Annotated in this window: 13 protein-coding genes; 3 read left to right on the forward strand and 10 right to left on the reverse strand. The window is 71.9% G+C overall.

What is annotated here, in order from left to right; translation table 11 throughout:
- Positions 1 to 190: 190 nt before the first annotated feature.
- The 4 genes from ABZ370_RS17490 to ABZ370_RS17505 all read right to left on the reverse strand — a co-directional run bounded on the left by ABZ370_RS17490 (position 191) and on the right by ABZ370_RS17505 (position 7244).
- Positions 191 to 2578 carry a polysaccharide lyase 8 family protein gene (locus ABZ370_RS17490; RefSeq protein WP_358621240.1) on the reverse strand — a complete coding sequence of 796 codons (2388 nt, stop codon included), beginning with the start codon at positions 2576 to 2578 and terminating at the stop codon, positions 191 to 193.
- A gap of 425 nt (positions 2579 to 3003) precedes the next feature.
- Positions 3004 to 4602 carry a citramalate synthase gene (gene cimA, locus ABZ370_RS17495; protein WP_358621242.1) on the reverse strand — a complete coding sequence of 533 codons (1599 nt, stop codon included), beginning with the start codon at positions 4600 to 4602 and terminating at the stop codon, positions 3004 to 3006.
- 311 nt (positions 4603 to 4913) lie between these two features.
- Entirely contained in the window at positions 4914 to 5999 is a 1086-nt protein-coding gene (locus tag ABZ370_RS17500; RefSeq protein WP_358621244.1) for a branched-chain amino acid aminotransferase, read from the reverse strand.
- A gap of 207 nt (positions 6000 to 6206) precedes the next feature.
- Entirely contained in the window at positions 6207 to 7244 is a 1038-nt protein-coding gene (locus ABZ370_RS17505) for a 3-isopropylmalate dehydrogenase (RefSeq protein ID WP_358621246.1), read from the reverse strand.
- Positions 7245 to 7374: 130 nt separating this feature from the next.
- Between ABZ370_RS17505 and ABZ370_RS17510 the strand changes: the two genes are divergently transcribed.
- On the forward strand, positions 7375 to 8958 hold the full coding sequence (locus ABZ370_RS17510) for a metallophosphoesterase family protein (RefSeq protein ID WP_358621249.1): 1584 nt from the start codon (positions 7375 to 7377) through the stop codon (positions 8956 to 8958).
- A 29-nt stretch (positions 8959 to 8987) separates the two neighbouring features.
- Here ABZ370_RS17510 and ABZ370_RS17515 read toward each other — a convergent pair whose 3' ends face one another.
- The 3 genes from ABZ370_RS17515 to ABZ370_RS17525 all read right to left on the reverse strand — a co-directional run bounded on the left by ABZ370_RS17515 (position 8988) and on the right by ABZ370_RS17525 (position 12188).
- The gene (locus tag ABZ370_RS17515; RefSeq protein ID WP_358621252.1) at positions 8988 to 9113 is read right to left on the reverse strand and encodes a hypothetical protein; all 126 of its coding nucleotides are present in this window, start codon (positions 9111 to 9113) and stop codon (positions 8988 to 8990) included.
- A 460-nt stretch (positions 9114 to 9573) separates the two neighbouring features.
- The gene (gene pruA / locus ABZ370_RS17520; RefSeq protein ID WP_358621255.1) at positions 9574 to 11205 is read right to left on the reverse strand and encodes an L-glutamate gamma-semialdehyde dehydrogenase; all 1632 of its coding nucleotides are present in this window, start codon (positions 11203 to 11205) and stop codon (positions 9574 to 9576) included.
- A gap of 56 nt (positions 11206 to 11261) precedes the next feature.
- Positions 11262 to 12188, reverse strand: a complete 927-nt coding sequence (locus tag ABZ370_RS17525; protein ID WP_358621257.1) for a proline dehydrogenase family protein — start codon at positions 12186 to 12188, stop codon at positions 11262 to 11264.
- 167 nt (positions 12189 to 12355) lie between these two features.
- On the opposite strand from ABZ370_RS17525, the gene ABZ370_RS17530 reads away from it, so the two are divergent.
- Positions 12356 to 13606, forward strand: a complete 1251-nt coding sequence (locus ABZ370_RS17530; protein ID WP_358621260.1) for a helix-turn-helix domain-containing protein — start codon at positions 12356 to 12358, stop codon at positions 13604 to 13606.
- Positions 13607 to 13618: 12 nt separating this feature from the next.
- On the opposite strand, the gene ABZ370_RS17535 is transcribed toward ABZ370_RS17530, so the two are convergent.
- Positions 13619 to 14230 (reverse strand): TetR/AcrR family transcriptional regulator, encoded by a 612-nt coding sequence (locus ABZ370_RS17535; protein WP_358621263.1) that lies wholly within the window; start codon positions 14228 to 14230, stop codon positions 13619 to 13621.
- Positions 14231 to 14381: 151 nt separating this feature from the next.
- Here ABZ370_RS17535 and ABZ370_RS17540 point away from each other — a divergent pair, with 151 nt between their 5' ends.
- Positions 14382 to 15338, forward strand: a complete 957-nt coding sequence (locus ABZ370_RS17540; RefSeq protein ID WP_358621265.1) for a glycoside hydrolase family 6 protein — start codon at positions 14382 to 14384, stop codon at positions 15336 to 15338.
- A 15-nt stretch (positions 15339 to 15353) separates the two neighbouring features.
- Here ABZ370_RS17540 and ABZ370_RS17545 read toward each other — a convergent pair whose 3' ends face one another.
- Complete coding sequence (locus tag ABZ370_RS17545; protein WP_358621268.1) at positions 15354 to 15950, reverse strand: Uma2 family endonuclease; 597 nt, start codon at positions 15948 to 15950, stop codon at positions 15354 to 15356.
- Between the two features lie 97 nt (positions 15951 to 16047).
- Positions 16048 to 17538 carry an MFS transporter gene (locus ABZ370_RS17550; RefSeq protein ID WP_358621270.1) on the reverse strand — a complete coding sequence of 497 codons (1491 nt, stop codon included), beginning with the start codon at positions 17536 to 17538 and terminating at the stop codon, positions 16048 to 16050.
- Positions 17539 to 17569 lie beyond the last annotated feature (31 nt).

Below are 17569 nucleotides of genomic sequence, written 5' to 3' on the forward strand. Positions count from 1 at the left end.
TTCCATACAACGTCGGGCCCGTTTTCGTGGGCAGGCGGAACAGAACTGGACAGCGGATTTCCCCTTACCCGGGACCCACAAGGGTGAGGAGCCCTGTCGGCACCCCACAATCTTGTGGGCGACACCCCGTAACCGGTGGGCTTAACCACCCGGATGGCCCGCAGCCGCCTGGGCAACACCCCGCTGTGGGCTAGCGCAGCGCGACCTCGCAGCGGTGGGTGGCGCAGGCCGTACCCGGGGTGATGCGCAGCCGCAGCGCGCCGCCGGTGGCCAGCACCTCGACCGTGGCGTCATGGGCCGTCACGGTGCGGACCGGATGCGCCCAGCGCAGTTCGAACGGCTCCCCGGTCCGGGGCGGCTCGGCGACCGTGAGGTGCGCGGTGTGCCGACCGGTGCGGCGCAGCAGCACGCTCGCCGGGGCGGCCGAGGTGAGCGCCCCGGCCGTGCCCGGCTCCCAGAAGTTCACCGCCGTGACACCGAGCGAGGGGACCGCGATGGCCTGCCGCGCCCCGGAGTTGGCGAGTACGGTCAGCCAGCGACGGTCGGCGGCGCGCGCGGCGAGGGCGGCCGGGCCCGCGCCCGGCATCAGGAGGTAGGCGTAGCCCGCGCCGTCGGGGTCGGTCCCGTGGTCGTGCCAGAGGGTGAGGTAGCGGCGGGTGACCGGGTCCGGGGAGCCGCCGGTGTTGATGTCCCGCCAGGAGCCGGTGCGGGCCTCCCGGCGGGTGTGCAGGGTGGCGCCGCCGGGGAACACGTAGCCGCCGTGCCCGGCGAGATGGGCCCAGCGGGCCCGGCGGAAGGTGCGGGTCCGGGAGGGCCCGGCGGGCTGGGGACGCCCGTCGACGGTGAGGGTGTGGGTGCCGTCGGCGCCGAGGTCGCGGTTGTCGACAACTGTGATGACGGGGGCGCCGTCGCGTGCGGTGATGTCCGCGCCGAGGCAGACGACCGCGTCGGCGACGCAGAACCAGGACTTCTTGGCGCGCAGGGTGGAGCCGAGTCCGCGCAGGTCCTGGCCGATGGCGGCGAACTCGCCGTCGGTGGTGCCGCCGACCCAGCGCGCGGCGGGTTTGGGTTCGCCCCAGCCGCCGCCCTCGTTGTCGGCGAGGGACCGGGCGGAGGCGGTGGTTCCGGGCAGCCGGTAGGGGTCGACGGTGGGCCAGAAGCCGTCCGTGTACTGGTTCGCGGTGCCCTCACCGGCCCACCAGGTGAGCATTCCGGCGCCGGTGTGCCAGCCACGCGGATGCTCGCCGTTGCCGTTCTCGTAGTACGCGATCCGGTCCGAGGCCATGGCCAGTGCGGCGGTCCAGCCGGGGCGGCGGTGCACGGCCCGGTCCATGGCCGGGAACAGCCGGTGGCCCACGGGCTCGGGCAGCGCCGGGCCCGGCCCGTTCGCCACGGCGGCCAGCCGCGCCAGGTCCGCGACGCCGAACTGCGGGTCGGTCAGCACCGGGTTGCCGGTGTCGCGTGCGATCCAGCCCCTGACCATGCCGTTCCAGCGCTCCCGCGCGGCGTCGTCGGCGCCCGCGCCGAGCAGCGCGATGGCGGCGAGGAGCAGATGGCCGCGCTGATGGTCGCTCTGCGCGATGGCCCGCGGGTCGTTCACCTGAACGCCACGGCTGACGGCCCGGCCGGAGACGCTGTCCATCATCAGCCCGTCGTGCAGCAGCGGGGCGTACGCGTGCTCCACGCTGTCCAGGATGATCCGCCGGTCCGGGTCGGTGACCTCCCACTCCGATCCGGCCAGCAGGGCGAAGAGCCTGCCGAGGCCGTCGAGCAGGACGTAGCCGTAGGTGCCGGAGTAGGCGACCCAGGTGTGCTGGATGAACGATCCGTCGGCGTAGAGCCCGTCGCCCTTCGTCACATACGGGAAGACGGGCGAGAGCGCGTCCCGGGCGAGCGCGACCTTGGCGGGCGCCGCGCCGAGAACGCCGCGCAGGGCCACGACCCGGCACAGGTCGACGCGGTTGGCGCCGGTGCTGGTGCCGGTGTAGTCGCCGAGCATGGTGTCGGGTACGAAGTGGTCGACCGCGGCGAGGCAGCGCTCCCGCCGCGCGTCGCCGAGCCGGTCGTAGAGGATCGCCAGGGTGTCCAGGAGCAGCCGGGGGCTGCCGATCTGCCACTCCCACCAGTTGCCGTAGCGGGTGGTGGCGGGGTGGTAGACGGTGGCGTCGAGGTGGTCGATGCCGCGTGCGACGTCGTCGGCGAGACCGGGGTCGCCGGTGAGGCCGGTGCCGGGCTGGGCGTACGCCTGGGCCATCGTGTTCAGCCGCTGGTAGCTCTGGGTGATCCCGGCGGGCGGGTCGAAGGGCTGGTCGGGCCAGAGCGAGGCGGCGGCGGGCGCCATGGCGTCACGGAACCCGGCGGCCAGCCGTCCGGTCTCGGCGAGGCGGGCGGCGTACGGCTCGGCGGCGGGGTCGTAGCCGGTGCCGAGCGCGAGGTCGGTCCAGCGGCGGCGCAGCGCGGCGAAGTCCGGCCCGGCGGCGGCGTGGGCGGGTACGGCGAGCGCGGGGCATAACGCCCCGGCGGCGGCCACGGCCAGGAAGCCTCTCCGGGACCAGAAGCCGAACGGGAGCGCTGGCATGGGACCTCCTGAGGCGGCCGAACCTCCGCGGTGAACCCGGCAGCGAAATGATGCCCGCCTCCCCCACCGCCCACACGACGCGCCGCCCCCGCGGAGCGATGTCCCCGCGCCAGGATGCCCCCGCAGCGCGGCACCCTGCGGAGCCGTACCTCCGCAGCATCGCAATCCCCGTAGCGCGACGCCCTCCGGCGGGGCTGCTCCCTTCGGCGCAGGGCACCGCAGCACGGTGCCCCCTGCGGCGGGCGCCCGCGCGGTGCGGTGGCCTGCGGCGGGGCGTCTGCCCTGTGGTGGGGTGCCGGTCGGGCCCTGGGCGGGCAGGTCCCGGAAGAACCTCCCCAGGCCACGGACCGGCTCCTGCACCCCCCGCAGGGCGGCGCCGGTGGGCTCTGTGGGGGCCGGGGCCACGGACCCGCCGGGGTCCGGGGTTACTCCTGCGGCTCCACGCCCGCGCGGAGCAGGCCGTACGCGTACGCGTCGTCCAGCGCTTGCCAGGAGGCGGCGATCACGTTCTCCGCGACGCCTACCGTGGACCACTCCCCCTTGCCGTCCGCGGTGGAGACGAGGACCCGGGTTGTGGACTCCGTACCGTGCTTGCCCTCCAGGATGCGGACCTTGTAGTCCACCAGCTCCATCCGGGCGAGCTGCGGGTAGATCCGCTCCAGGCCCACGCGCAGCGCCCGGTCGAGCGCGTTGACCGGGCCGTTGCCCTCCGCCGTGGCGACGATGCGCTCGCCCTTGGCCCACAGCTTCACGGTCGCCTCGTTGGCGTGGGTGCCGTCGGGGCGGTCCTCGACGATCGCGCGCCAGGACTCGACCCGGAAGAAGCGGCGGGCCCGGCCCTCGACCTCGGCGCGCAGCAGCAGCTCGAAGGAGGCGTCGGCGGCCTCGTAGGTGTAGCCCGCGAGCTCGCGCTCCTTCACCCGCGCGACCACCCGGCCCACCAGGGCCCGGTCGTCGCTGAGGTCGATGCCCAGCTCCTTGCCCTTCAGCTCGATCGAGGCGCGGCCCGCCATGTCGGAGACCAGCATGCGCATGGTGTTGCCGACCCGCTCGGGGTCGATGTGCTGGTACAGGTCCGGGTCGACCTTGATCGCGGAGGCGTGCAGTCCGGCCTTGTGGGCGAAGGCGGAGAGGCCCACATAGGGCTGGTGGGTCGACGGCGTCAGGTTGACGACCTCGGCGATCGCGTGCGAGATCCGGGTCATCTCCCGCATCGCGCCGCTCGGCAGCACCTGGCGGCCGTACTTCAGCTCCAGGGCGGCGACGACCGGGAACAGGTTGGCGTTGCCGACCCGCTCGCCGTAGCCGTTGGCGGTGCACTGGACGTGGGTGGCGCCCGCGTCGACCGCGGCGAGGCTGTTGGCGACGGCGCAGCCGGTGTCGTCCTGGGCGTGGATGCCCAGGCGGGCGCCGGTGTCGGCGAGGACGGTGCGGACCACGGCGTCGATCTGGGCGGGCAGCATGCCGCCGTTGGTGTCGCAGAGGATGACCACGTCGGCGCCCGCCTCATGGGCGGCGGAGACGACCCGCTTGGCGTAGTCGGCGTTGGCGCGGTAGCCGTCGAAGAAGTGCTCGCAGTCGAGGAACACCCGGCGGCCCTGGGACCGCAGATGGGCGACGGTGTCGCGGACCATCGCCAGGTTCTCCTCCAAGGTGGTGCGCAGGGCCAGCTCCACATGGCGGTCGTGGGACTTGGCCACCAGCGTGATCACCGGGGCACCCGAGTCGAGCAGCGCCTTGACCTGCGGGTCGTCCTCGGCGCGGACGCCCGCCTTGCGGGTGGCTCCGAACGCGACGAGCTCGGCGTGCTTGAAGTCGATCTCCGCTTGGGCGCGGGCGAAGAACTCCGTGTCCCTCGGGTTCGCGCCGGGCCAGCCGCCCTCGATGAAGCCCACGCCGAAGTCGTCCAGGTGACGGGCGATGGTGAGCTTGTCCGCGACCGTCAGGTTGATGCCCTCGCGCTGCGCGCCGTCGCGCAGCGTGGTGTCGAAGACGTGGAAGCTGTCGTCGGGCCGATGCTTCATGGTGGTCTGGCTCCTGTCGGGGTGGATCTCGGGCTACCGGAATAACCGGTTCCGCGCCCTCCTATGATCCCGCACGCTCCGCATCCGGTGGAATGGTCCGGAAAACGAAAAGACCCCTCGCGGGTGCGAGAGGTCTGCGCGCGGGTCTGAGGCACGGTGGCCGCGCCGTACCGGGTCGTACGGGGCGATCACTGCGGACCGGCGCGCCTGCTGCCAATAATCGTGGCGAACGTGAGCACGGGGGCAGTCAAGCACATTCCGCCCCCGCGCTCCCATCCGTCTCAGAATGCGAGCCGCATGCCCTTACGGGCTCAGCCCAGGCGGTGCAGCCAGCCGTAGGGGTCGGGGGCGGCGCCGGTCTGGATGTCCAGCAGGGCCTTGCGCAGCTTGGTGGTGACCTCGCCGGGCTGCCCGTCGGCCACCGTCCAGCCCGCGCGGGCGGACTTGACCGAGCCGACCGGGGTGATGACGGCCGCGGTGCCGCAGGCGAAGACCTCGGTGAGGGTGCCGTCCGCGTTCCCCTCGCGCCAGTCGTCGACCGAGATCCGGCCCTCGGCGACCTCGTAGCCGAGGTCCTCGGCGATCCGCAGCAGCGAGGCACGGGTGATGCCGGGCAGCAGCGAACCGGACAGCTCGGGGGTGACGATGCGGTTCCCGTACACGAAGTACAGGTTCATGCCGCCCATTTCCTCGATCCAGCGGCGCTCGATCGCGTCCAGCCAGACCACCTGGTCGCAGCCCTGCTCGGCGGCCTGCGCCTGGGCCACCAGGGAGGCGGCGTAGTTGCCGCCCGCCTTGGCGGTGCCGGTGCCGCCGGGGGCGGCGCGCACGTACTCCTCGGAGAGCCACACCGAGACCGGCTGGACACCGCGGGGGAAGTAGGCACCGGCCGGGGAGGCGATCACGACGAACAGGTACTCGTTGGCGGGCCGGACGCCCAGGCCCACCTCGGTCGCGATCATGAACGGCCGCAGGTACAGGGACGACTCACCGCTGCCCGGCACCCACGCCCGGTCCTGGGTGACCAGGGCGTCGCAGGCCGCGAGGAACAGGTCGACCGGCAGCTCGGGCATCGCCATGCGGCGGGCGGAGGACTGGAAGCGCTCGGCGTTCTGCTCGGGGCGGAAGGTGGCCACGCTCCCGTCGGGCTGGCGGTACGCCTTGAGCCCCTCGAAGATCGTCTGCGCGTAGTGCAGCGTCATGTTCGCCGGGTCGAGCGAAAGCGGGGCGTAGGGCACGAGCTGGGCCTCGTGCCAGCCGCGGCCCTCCGTCCACTTGACCGTCACCATGTGGTCGGTGAAGTGGCGGCCGAATCCGGGGCTGGCCAGGATCTCTTCCCGCTCCGCGTCGGAGAGCGGGTGCGAGGAGGGCTTGAGCTCGATCGAGGGCGTCGTCATGAGTGGTAGTCCTTCACTTCCGTTGTGGCGGACCGCGCTCGCACCATCCCTGCCCGTGATCGGTACTAGGACGTCCAAGCTTCCCGCTGCACACGGCGGCCCCACGAGCGATTATCGCTGACGTGGGGCCGGAGCTTAAGGATGCGTGCGAAGTGCGCGGCCCGAGGTCGATGGTCGCACCCAGCCGCGCACTGGCACAGGCTGGGGTCAGCCGGATACTCGGGCGGCGAGCGCGTCGCCGATCTCGTCGGTGGTGCGCGCCGCGTCCCGCTCGGCGAGGTCCGCGGCGACGGCGGCCTCGATACGGGCCGCCTCGTCCGGGTAGCCGAGGTGCTGCAGGAGCAGGGCCGCCGACAGGATGGTCGCGGTCGGGTCGGCCTTGCCGGTGCCCGCGATGTCCGGCGCGGAGCCGTGGACCGGCTCGAACATCGACGGGAAGGCGCCGGAGGGGTTGATGTTGCCGCTCGCGGCGAGCCCGATGCCACCGGTGACGGCGGCGGCGAGGTCGGTGAGGATGTCACCGAAGAGGTTGTCGGTCACGATCACGTCGAACCGCTCGGGCTGGGTGACGAAGAAGATCGTCGCGGCGTCGACGTGCAGGTAGTCCGTGGTGACGTCGGGGTACTCGGCGCCGACCTTGTCGAAGATGTTCTTCCACAGGTGACCGGCGTGCACCAGGACGTTGTTCTTGTGCACGAGGGTCAGCTTCTTGCGCGGGCGGCTGTTGGCGCGCTCGTACGCGTCCCGGACGACGCGCTCGACGCCGTACGCGGTGTTCAGGCTGACCTCGGTGGCGACCTCGGCCGGGGTACCGGTCCGCAGCGTGCCGCCGTTGCCCACGTACGGGCCCTCGGTGCCCTCCCGGACGACGACGAAGTCGATGTCGGGGCGCCCGGCCAGCGGGGTGGCCGTGTTCGGGAAGAGCTTCGACGGACGCAGGTTGACGTAGTGGTCGAAGGCGAAGCGCAGCTTGAGCAGCAGCCCGCGCTCCAGCACCCCGGACGGGACCGACGGGTCGCCGATCGCGCCCAGCAGGATCGCGTCGTGGTCCTTCAGCGACTCCAGCTCGGCGTCCGGCAGGGTCTCGCCGGTGGCGTGCCAGCGCTGGGCGCCGAGGTCGTAACTCTTCGTCTCCAGCTTCACGTCCTGGGGAAGGGCGGCGCCGAGGACCTTGAGGCCCTGGGCCACGACTTCCTGGCCGATACCGTCACCGGGGATCACTGCGAGGCGAATGCTGCGAGACATACCCGGACCCTACTCCCGCGTCCCATCCCATGACACCGGCCGTCCGCCATACGGACAGATCGCCCACCGGACAGGCCGCGTTCACCCGGAGTACGGCGTGCCGTCGTCCGCCCGGGGGAGATTCCGGATCATGCATACACCACGGTTCGGCATTCCGGAGCCGCTAGCGAGCCGGATGACCATGGCGGAGCAGCACGAGTACCTGCGCGACGCCTTCCCCCGCCGACGGGTGCTGCGCGGGGGCGCCGCGACGGCCGGGGCGGCCGCGGTGGCGCTGGGCGGCGCCGGGTGCGCCGGCGCCTCCGGGTCCAAGACGTCGCCCGCGGCGGACGCCCGCCCCGCGGCGCCGAAGGTGGACGGCGCGCTGGTGGCCCCCTTCGGCCGCCATCTGGCCCTCGGCGCCGACCCGACGACGCAGATGCGGGTCTCCTGGCAGGTGCCGTTCGCGGTGCGCAAGCCCTATCTGCGGATCGGCGCGCGGCCGACGGAGCTGACCCGGAAGGTCGAGGCCGAGGTCCGCCATCTGCACACCCCGTCGCTCGGCGACAAGCTCCCCGCCGTCGACCAGTACTACCTGCACGCCGCGGTGGACGGACTGAGCCCCGACGTCACCTACTACTACGGCGTCGGCCACGAGGGCTACGACCCCGCCGACCCGCGCCACTTCTCCTCGCTGGGCACCTTCCGCACCGCCCCCAAGCGGCCGGAGAAGTTCGTCTTCACCGCCTTCGGCGACCAGGGGGTGAGCTATGACGCGCTCGCCAACGACCAGTTGATCCTGGGCCAGAATCCGTCGTTCCATCTGCACGCCGGGGACATCTGCTACGCGGACACCACCGGCCACGGCAAGAAGTCCGACCTGTACGACGCCCGGGTCTGGGACTCCTTCCTCGCCCAGACCGACTCGGTCGCGGCGAGCGTGCCGTGGATGGTGACGACCGGGAACCACGACATGGAGGCGTGGTACTCCCCCGACGGCTACGGCGGACAGCTGGCCCGCTGGTCACTGCCCGACAACGGGCCCGACCCCCGCAAGGCGCCCGGCGTCTACTCCTTCACCTACGGCAATGTGGGCGTCGTCGCGCTGGACGCCAATGACGTCAGCTACGAGATCACCGCCAACAAGGGCTACACGGGCGGCGAGCAGACCCGCTGGCTGGACCGGCGGCTGGGACAGCTGCGCGAGCGGTCCGGCATCGACTTCCTGGTGGTCTTCTTCCACCACTGCGCCTACTCCACGACCAGCTCGCACGCCTCGGACGGCGGGGTGCGCGACGAGTGGGTGCCGCTCTTCGAGAAGCACCAAGTGGATCTGGTCATCAACGGCCACAACCACGTCTACGAGCGCACCGACGCCATCCGCGGCGGCAAGGTGGCCCGGAAGGTGCCGGTCGGCGGGGGCGCGGACGCGGTGCGCGACGGGATCGTCTACGTCACGGCGGGCGGCGCCGGGGCGGATCTGTACGAGTTCCCGGTGCCCGACAGCTACGAGGGGCACGTCAAGGATCTCGACGAGGTGAAGAGCTACCACTGGACGAAGGACGGCGAGAAGAACAAGGACACCGTGGAGTGGTCACGGGTCCGCTACACCGGCTTCTCGTTCCTCGCGGTGGAGGTCGAGCCGGGCCCGGACCCGCGCCTGAGGGTCACGGCGCTGGCGGAGTCCGGTGAGCGGGTGGACCACTTCGAGGTCACCCGCTCCAAGGGCCGGTAGCGGCGGTCCCGGAGCGCCGTCCCCGCTCCTCAGTGACCGGTGGAGCCGCCGTTGTCGCGGCGGTCGAGCGCGCGCTGGAGCGCGGCGGCGGCGTTCCTCCGGTCGGCGGTGTCGTTGTTCTTGCGGCGGACCCTGCGGATGGTCTGCTCGGCCATGATGCACGTCTCCTCTGCTGAACCCCGGCGCACGGCCGGGAGGTATCCCCGAGAAGGTGATTTAGCCGTAAAGGGGCGGGGGCCTGGGTGCGGCAGGGGTCACCTGCACGAGTGCACCGGCCGCTTCCGCCATCGCTCGATGGAGCGGGACGTTCGGCTCCCATCAAAGTAAGGGAGCGGAGCGCCCGTGTCTGCAGAATTAGTCGGACGTCCTACTATCTGAGACGAGCCATGGCCGAGGCCGACCCCCGTTCGGCCCCGACCATGGCTCGTTATCCACGTAAACTGCGGTAAATAACGCTGACTTGAATGCAAGACGCTAGCATTCGCGCACCTCGGGCGTCCACAGGTTTATGCCGTTTCACCCCGCTCCACGCACGCCGCCCCCGACCGGCTCGCAGCCAGATCGGGGGCGGGGCTCAGCGGGCGGAACCCGGGCGGCGCGGGTGCGCCGGGCGGGTCAGCCCATGTGCGGGTAGCGGTAGTCCGTCGGCGGGACCATCGTCTCCTTGATGGAGCGGGTGGAGGACCAGCGCATCAGGTTCTGCTTCGCGCCCGCCTTGTCGTTGGTGCCGGACGCGCGGCCGCCACCGAAGGGCTGCTGGCCGACCACGGCACCGGTGGGCTTGTCGTTGATGTAGAAGTTGCCGGCCGCGAAGCGCAGCGCCTCGCAGGTGGCGGCGGCCGCGGCGCGGTCCTGGGCGATGACGCAGCCGGTCAGGGCGTACGCCGACGCCGACTCCATCTGCTCCAGCATCGCGTCGTACTCGGCGTCCTCGTAGACGAACACCCCGATGATCGGGCCGAAGTACTCGTCCTTGAAGATCTCGTTCTCCGGGTCGGTGGAGACCAGAACGGTCGGGCGGACGAAGTAGCCCTCGCTGTCGTCGTACGTGCCGCCCGCGACGACCTCGATCGTCGGGTCGGACTTCGCCCGGTCGATCGCCGCCTTGTTCTTGGCGAAGGACCGGTCGTCGATGACCGCGCCCATGAAGTTGCCCAGGTCGGTGACGGTGCCCATGGCCAGACCGTTGACCTCGGCCGCCAGCTCCTCCTTGAGGCCGTTCTCCCACAGGGAGCGCGGGATGTAGGCGCGCGAGGCGGCGGAACACTTCTGGCCCTGGAACTCGAAGGCGCCGCGGGTCACCGCCGTCTTCAGCACCGCCGGGTCGGCGGACGGGTGGGCGACGATGAAGTCCTTGCCGCCGGTCTCACCGACCAGCCGCGGGTAGGTCTTGTAGTTCTCGATGTTGTTGCCGACCGTCTTCCACAGGTGCTGGAAGGTGCGGGTGGAGCCGGTGAAGTGGATGCCCGCGAGGTCCGGGTGGGTCAGCGCCACGTCGGAGACGTCCTTGCCGTCACCCGTGACCAGGTTGATCACGCCCTTGGGCAGCCCGGCCTCCTCCAGCAGCCGCATCAGCAGCACGGCGGCGTGGGTCTGGGTCGGGGACGGCTTCCAGACAACCGTGTTGCCCATCAGCGCGGGGGCGGTGGGGAGGTTGCCCGCGATCGCCGTGAAGTTGAAGGGCGTGATCGCGTAGACGAAGCCCTCCAGCGGCCGGTGGTCGCTGCGGTTCCAGACGCCCGGGGAGTTGGCGATCGGCTGCTCGGTCAGGATCTGGCGGGCGAAGTGGACATTGAAGCGCCAGAAGTCGATCAGCTCGCACGGCGTGTCGATCTCGGCCTGCTGCGCGGTTTTCGACTGGCCCAGCATGGTGGACGCGGCCAGGGTCTCGCGCCACGGGCCGGACAGCAGGTCGGCGGCCTTGAGGATGATCGCGGCGCGGTCGTCGAAGCTGAGCGCGCGCCACGCCGGGGCGGCGGCGAGCGCCGCGTCGACCGCGTCCTGCGCGTCCTCCTTGGTGGCGTTCCCGTAGGTGCCGAGGCGGGCCGCGTGGTGGTGCGGCTGTACGACGTCGAAGCGCTCCCCGCCGCCCAGGCGCTTCTCGCCGCCGATGGTCATCGGCAGGTCGATCGGGTTGTCGGCCAGCTCCTTGAGCTTGGCTTCGAGGCGGGTGCGCTCGGCGCTGCCGGGGGCATAGCTGTGCACCGGCTCGTTCACCGGCACGGGGACCTGGGTCACAGCGTCCATGATGGCCGTGTCTCCTTTGTCGTGAGGGTCGTCGTGGTGTCGTGAGCCGAGGACTGTCAGCCGCGGCCGACGAGCGAGCGCAGGAAGAACGCGAGGTTCGCGGGGCGCTCGGCGAGCCGCCGCATGAAGTACCCATACCAGTCTGTTCCATACGGGACGTAAACCCGCATACGGTGACCTTCCGCGACCAGCCGGTCCTGCTCGGCCGGGCGGATGCCGTACAGCATCTGGAACTCGTACTCGTCCAATTTGCGCCCGAGGCGGTGCGCGAGGTCCTGGGCTATGGCGACCATGCGCGGATCGTGCGAGCCGATCATGGGGTAGCCGTCGCCGGACATGAGGATCTTCAGACAGCGCACGAAGGCCCGGTCCACTTCACGCTTGTCCTGGTAGGCGACCGACGCGGGCTCGTTGTACGCGCCCTTCACCAGCCGCACCCGCGAGCCTTCCCCGGCGAGCGCGCGGCAGTCGTCCTCGGTCCGGAAGAGGTACGACTGGACGACCGCGCCGGTCTGCGGGAACCGGGTGCGCAGCTCGCCGAGGATCGCGAGGGTGGAGTCCACGGTGGTGTGGTCCTCCATGTCGAGGGTGACCGTCGTCCCGGCCGCCGCGGCGGCCTCGACGACCGGGGTCACATTGGCGAGCGCGAGGTCATGGCCGCCGGGCAGCGCCTGGCCGAAGGCGGAGAGCTTCACGGACATCTCCGCGCGGGCCCCGAGCCCCTCCCCGGCGAGCGCCTCGATCAGCGCCAGATAGTCGTCCCGGCTGCGCAGCGCCTCGGACCGGTCGGTAACGTCCTCCCCCAGGTGGTCCAGGGTGACGTCCAGGCCGCGGGAGGTGAGCCCTCGCACCGCCGCCATGGATTCCGCCAGCTGCTCACCGGCGACGAAACGATCCACCATGGGGCGGGTGACCGGCGCGCCGGACACGATCCGACGGATGGCGGCGCTGCGCGCGGCGGCGAGCAGTACGGGTCCCAGCACAGGGCACCTCCACGATGACGGCCGGTGAACGGCTCCAACAACTCACCGTGAAACCTAAGCATGGCGCTCCATCGGAGCCATCGACAGCTGTCACGCATCCGTGTCCGGGATCTCAGACACCTGTATGAGAGGCTGAGGTGGCATGCGGGGAAGGAGGCCGGGACGCCATGCGCGAGGACTATCAGCAGCTGGTGGACGAGATCACCGCGACGCTCGGCGCGCCCGCGACCCTGGAGAACCGCGACTTCGCCCTGATCGCCTTCGGCGCGCAGGACAGCGACGACGCCGAGGAACCGACGCTGGACCCGGTCCGGACCCGCTCCATCCTCCAGCGCCGCTCGACCGCGGCGGTGCGGGCCTGGTTCGAGGCGTTCGGGATCGCCCGGGCGCAGGCCCCGCTGCGCATCCCGCCGGACCCGGGGGCCGGGGTCTTCATGGGCCGCCTCTGTCTGCCGGTGCGCCACCGCGGCGTGGTCCACGGCTACGTCTGGCTGCTGGACGACGGCCACCTCTCCGACCTGGAACTGGGCGGCCCCGCGACGCCCACCGACCCGCGGCTGGTCCGGGCGATGGAGACCACGGCCCGGATCGGCGCCCTGCTGGCGGCCGAGGCACGGGCCGGTGAGGAGCTGGGCGAGCTGCTGCGCGAACTGCTCACCGGGCCGCCCGCCGCCCGCGACGCGGCCTGCTCGGGCCTGCACACCGCGCTGCGCGGCACGGCCGACGGGCCGCAGGCGCTGGTCGCGGTCCTGCCGTGGGTGCCGGACACGGGCGAGGACGAGGACCACCCGGGCCTCCCCCATCTGCCGGGCATCTCCGCGGCCTGCGTGATCCCCGACGAGACGGCGCTGGCCGCCCTCGTCCGGCTGCGCGCCCCCACCTCCCTGGGCCCCGCCCGGGCCACCGCCGAACAGCTCCTCCGCTCCCCCCGCACGGCGGCCGCCGAGAGCGCGCCGGGCCGGACCGCCGAGCCGCACGGCGGCGACCTCCCGTGCGGCGGCGGCCGGGAGAGCGCCGCCGGGCTCAGCGAGGCGCGGCGCGGGCTGGACGAGCTGCCCGCGGCTTGGCGCGAGGCGCTGGCCTCCGCCCGGGCCGCGCGGGCGGACGCCCGGCTCGACCCGATCGCGCGGTGGACGGACATCGGCCCGTACCGGCTGCTGGCCACGCTCCCCACGACCGCCCCCGACGCCGCCGTACGCCCCCTCCTGGATGGCGCGCACGCGGAACTGGCCCGCACCGCCGAGACGTTCCTCGACTGCGCGGGCCAGGCGAGCCGTACCGCCCAGATGCTCGGCATCCACCGGCAGACGCTCTACTACCGCCTCTCCCGGGTACGCCAGCTCACCGGCCTGGACCTCGACGCGGGCGACGACCGCCTGCTGCTCCACATGGCGCTGAAGGCCGCCCGGCTCCGGTAGGCGGCCGCCCGCTCAGGCAGGAGTTGAGGCGGGCATCGACGCGGCCGGGGGCGTGCCGCCGACGATGCGGCGCATCGCCTCGATCAGGTCCCGGGCGTCGGGCGTGCGGCCGGGGTCGAGGGCCTGCTGGACGACCATCCCGCTCACCAGCGTCAGATAGAGCGAGCCCAGCACCCGGGAGGTCTCCTCGTCGACCTCGCGCTCGTCGAGGCCGTGGAAGAGCCCCATCAGCCCCTGGCGCGCCCCCGGTTGGGCGCGGTCGAAGGCCTCCCGCAGCGCGGGGTCGTGCTCGGCCTGCAGGACGGCCTCCAGCTGGGCCCGCCACATCGCCTGGTGCTTGCCGGACAGTTCGAGGGCCCGGGACCAGCCCGCCGCGAAACGCTCCGTCAGCTCACCGCCGGTCGCGGCATCCTGAGCGGGGATCACCTGCGCCTCGTCGGCCCAGTCGCTCATGGCCGCGAACAGCGCCTCCCGCATGAGGGCGTCCTTGGACCCGTAGTGGTAGCCGATGGACGCGAGGTTGGCCCCCGAGGCGGCCACGATGTCCCGCGCGGTCGTGCGTGACCAGCCCTTTTCCAGCAGACAGCGCTTCGCCCCGGCCAGCAGATCCTCTCGATGTCCCATGGCGTCAGCCTATCCCGGGCCCATACAAGCGTCTAAGACGCCCGTATGCCGGAACGCCGGGGACGGCAACCTTCCCTCGCGCGGCGGCAACCAGGAGGTAGCGCCCCCGTCCCCCTCCCCGTTCCCCGGTCCGCGAGAGGACTGATGCACCGTGCGCATCAACAGAGCGTTGGCGGCCGCCGCACTCGCCACCACCTTCCTGGTCGGCGCGGGCCAAGCGCCCCGCGCCGCCGCGGGCGAACTGCCCTCCGCCACCGCCTTCTTCAACCATCCCGACTCGCTCGTCAACAAGTGGGTCGCCGCCAACCCGAACGACTCCCGCCGGGCCCGGATCGCCTCGCGGATCGCGTCCCAGCCGCAGGCCGTCTGGTTCTCGCGGTACACCCCCGGCACCGTCACCGAGGACGTTCGCAAGATCACCTCGGCCGCGTCCGCCAAGGGCCAGGTGCCCGTGCTCGTCGCGTACCAGCTCCCCAACCGCGACTGCGGCGGCGCGTCCGCGGGCGGGGCGCCCGATCTGGCGAGCTACGACGCCTGGGTCCGCGGCTTCGCCGCCGGGCTGGGCAGCGGCTCCTCGGTCGTCATCCTCGAACCGGACTCGATCGCGCTCATCAGCTGTCTGTCGCCGTCCGAGCTGAGCGGCCGCTACGCCTCGCTCGCCCGCGCCTCCGCCGCCATCCACGCCGCCGCGCCCAAGGCCCGGGTGTACTTCGACGCCGGGCACTCCGCCTGGAACAGCGCCGCCGTCCAGGCCTCCCGGCTGCGCTCGGCGGGCGTGCTGAGCAGCGGCGACGGCATCTACAGCAATGTCTCCAACTACCGCCGCACCGCGGACGAGGTGACCTTCGCCAAGGCCGTGCTGGCCCAGCTCGGCAGCTCCTCGGGCCTGACCGCGGTCATCGACACCAGCCGCAACGGCAACGGCCCCGCGCCCGGCGACGCCTGGTGCGACCCGCACGGCCGCAAGGTCGGCGAGAACCCCACGGCCAACACCGGCGACCCGGCCGTCGACGCCTACCTGTGGATCAAGCCGCCGGGCGAACTGGACGGCTGCGCGGGGGCAGCGGGCGCGTTCTCGCCGGACTACGCGTACGAGATGGCGGGCTGAGCCTCGCTCCGGCCCCTACAGGCGGTCGATCTCGGTGAGGTCGATGTCGATGTCGAACGGAACCGTGAGCTTCAGCCGGTCGTGGTGGATACCGGAGGGGACGTAGGAGCCGGTCGCTGGATCCAGCTCATAGACGTAGACAACCGGGCGACGCCCCTCGCCCTTCTCGACCCGCCAAAAATGCGGGATTCCGGCCTTGGCGTACAACTGCGGCTTGCGCTCACGGTCGCGGCCTTCCGACTCCGGTGACACCACCTCCGCAGCGAGCACAACATCGGCAGCGTCATAGCCCGTCTCGTCCGCTTCGGCGGACACAGCCTCCGCACGCAGGATTGAGATATCGGGCTCGGGACGGTTGCCGGGATTGAGAGTGATCGTCATCTGGCGACACACGCTCAGCGACTCCGGCACCCATGCCCTCAGACCCTGCTCCAGCAAAGAGACAGCCAGCGAATGAAAACTCTTCTGCGGGCTGACGAAGACGAGGCTCCCGTCGATCAGCTCAGTGTGCGGCGGGAGATCCGGAATGCGGTCGAGGTCGCCTGCGGTGAATCCGCCCGGGGGCGGAAAGGCCCAAGCCGGAAGCGGTTCCTCAGCCGTGCTTCGTTCCATGGGCGGAACTCTGTCCGAACGGCCCAGCCTAGCGGGCGGGAACGCCGTGGCCGTCCCTCACACGAGTGACGGGCGGCTACGGCGTTGACGATCGGGGTCAGCCCAGGTGTACGGGGGTGGACGCGGCGCCCTGGGCGGACTTGTCGGGCGCCGGGCGCGGGGTGTTCATCAGTACGCCCACCACCACCGCTGCCGCCGTGAGGATCACCGACGACCAGACGAACGCGTGCGAGAAGCCCTCGACCAGGCCCTCCTTGGCGGTGTCCGGCGTCATGCTCCGGGCGTGGTCGCGCAGGTAGTCGGAGGTCGCGCTGGTGGCGATGGTGTTGAGCATCGCCGTGCCGATCGAACCGCCGATCTGCTGGGCCGTGTTCACCGTGGCGGAGGCGATGCCCGCGTCCTGCGGCCGCACGCCGTGGGTCGCGTAGTTCATCGAGGGGGCCATCACCAGGCCCATGCCGAAGCCGACGAGGAGTTCGGAGGGCAGCACGCCCGCCGCGTACGAGCTTGTGACGTCCAGCGGGACCAGCAGCGCCACCCCGGTGGCCGCGATCAGCAGACCGGGGACCACCAGGGTCCGCGGCGGCACCCTGGGGATGAGGCGCGCGGCGACGCCGCCCGCGGCGGCCAGCACCGCCGCGGTCATCGGCAGGAAGGCCACGCCGGTGACCAGCGCCGAGTACCCCTTGACGATCTGCATGTAGTAGGTGAGGAAGAGGAACATCGCGAACATGCCGACCACCGACATGCCGACCGCCAGATAGGCGCCGCCCCGGGTGCGGTCCGCGATCACCCGGATCGGCAGCAGCGGATGGGCGGCACGCTGTTCCACCAGGACGAACGCGACGAGCAGCACCACGCCGAGCGTCAGCAGACCCGTCACCAGCCGGGAGTCCCAGCCCTCGGAGTCGGCCTCGCTGCATCCGTAGACCAGCGACACCAGACCGGCGACGGCCAGCAGCACACCGGGGATGTCGAAGCGCGCCCGCTGCTCGGCGGGCCGGTCGGCGGGCAGGACGGACCAGCTGAACGCCGCGAGGACGGCGATCGGCACGTTGACGTAGAGGCACCAGCGCCAGTCCAGGTACTCGGTCAGCAGCCCGCCGACGACCAGGCCGATCGCGCCCCCGCCCGCCGCGATCGCGCCGAAGATGCCGAACGCCTTGGCGCGCTCGCGCGCCTCGGTGAAGTTCACGGCCAGCAGCGACAGCGCCGAGGGCGCGAGCAGCGCGGCGAAGGCGCCCTGGAGCGCACGGGCCCCGAGCAGCATCCCGAGCCCCTGGGCGGCGCCGCCGAGCGCGGAGGCCCCGGCGAAGCCGATCAGACCGACCAGGAAGGCGCGCTTGCGGCCGGTGTAGTCGGCGATCCGGCCGCCGAACAGCAGCAGGCTGCCGAAGGCCAGGGTGTACGCGGTGATGACCCACTGCCGGTCACCGGCTGAAATGCCCAGGTCGCGCTGGGCGGACGGCAGGGCGATGTTCACGATGGTGATATCGAGAACGATCATCAGCTGGGCGAGGCCGATGAACAGCAGGGCGAGCCAGCGCCTGGGGTTGGCCTCGGGCGGTATGGCTGAGGGCTCGGACATGAGGGGGCCTTTCAGGTCGTGCGCTATGGAT

Origin of the sequence: Streptomyces sp. NPDC005962 (assembly GCF_040629205.1) — a bacterium.
Classification (GTDB): domain Bacteria; phylum Actinomycetota; class Actinomycetes; order Streptomycetales; family Streptomycetaceae; genus Streptomyces.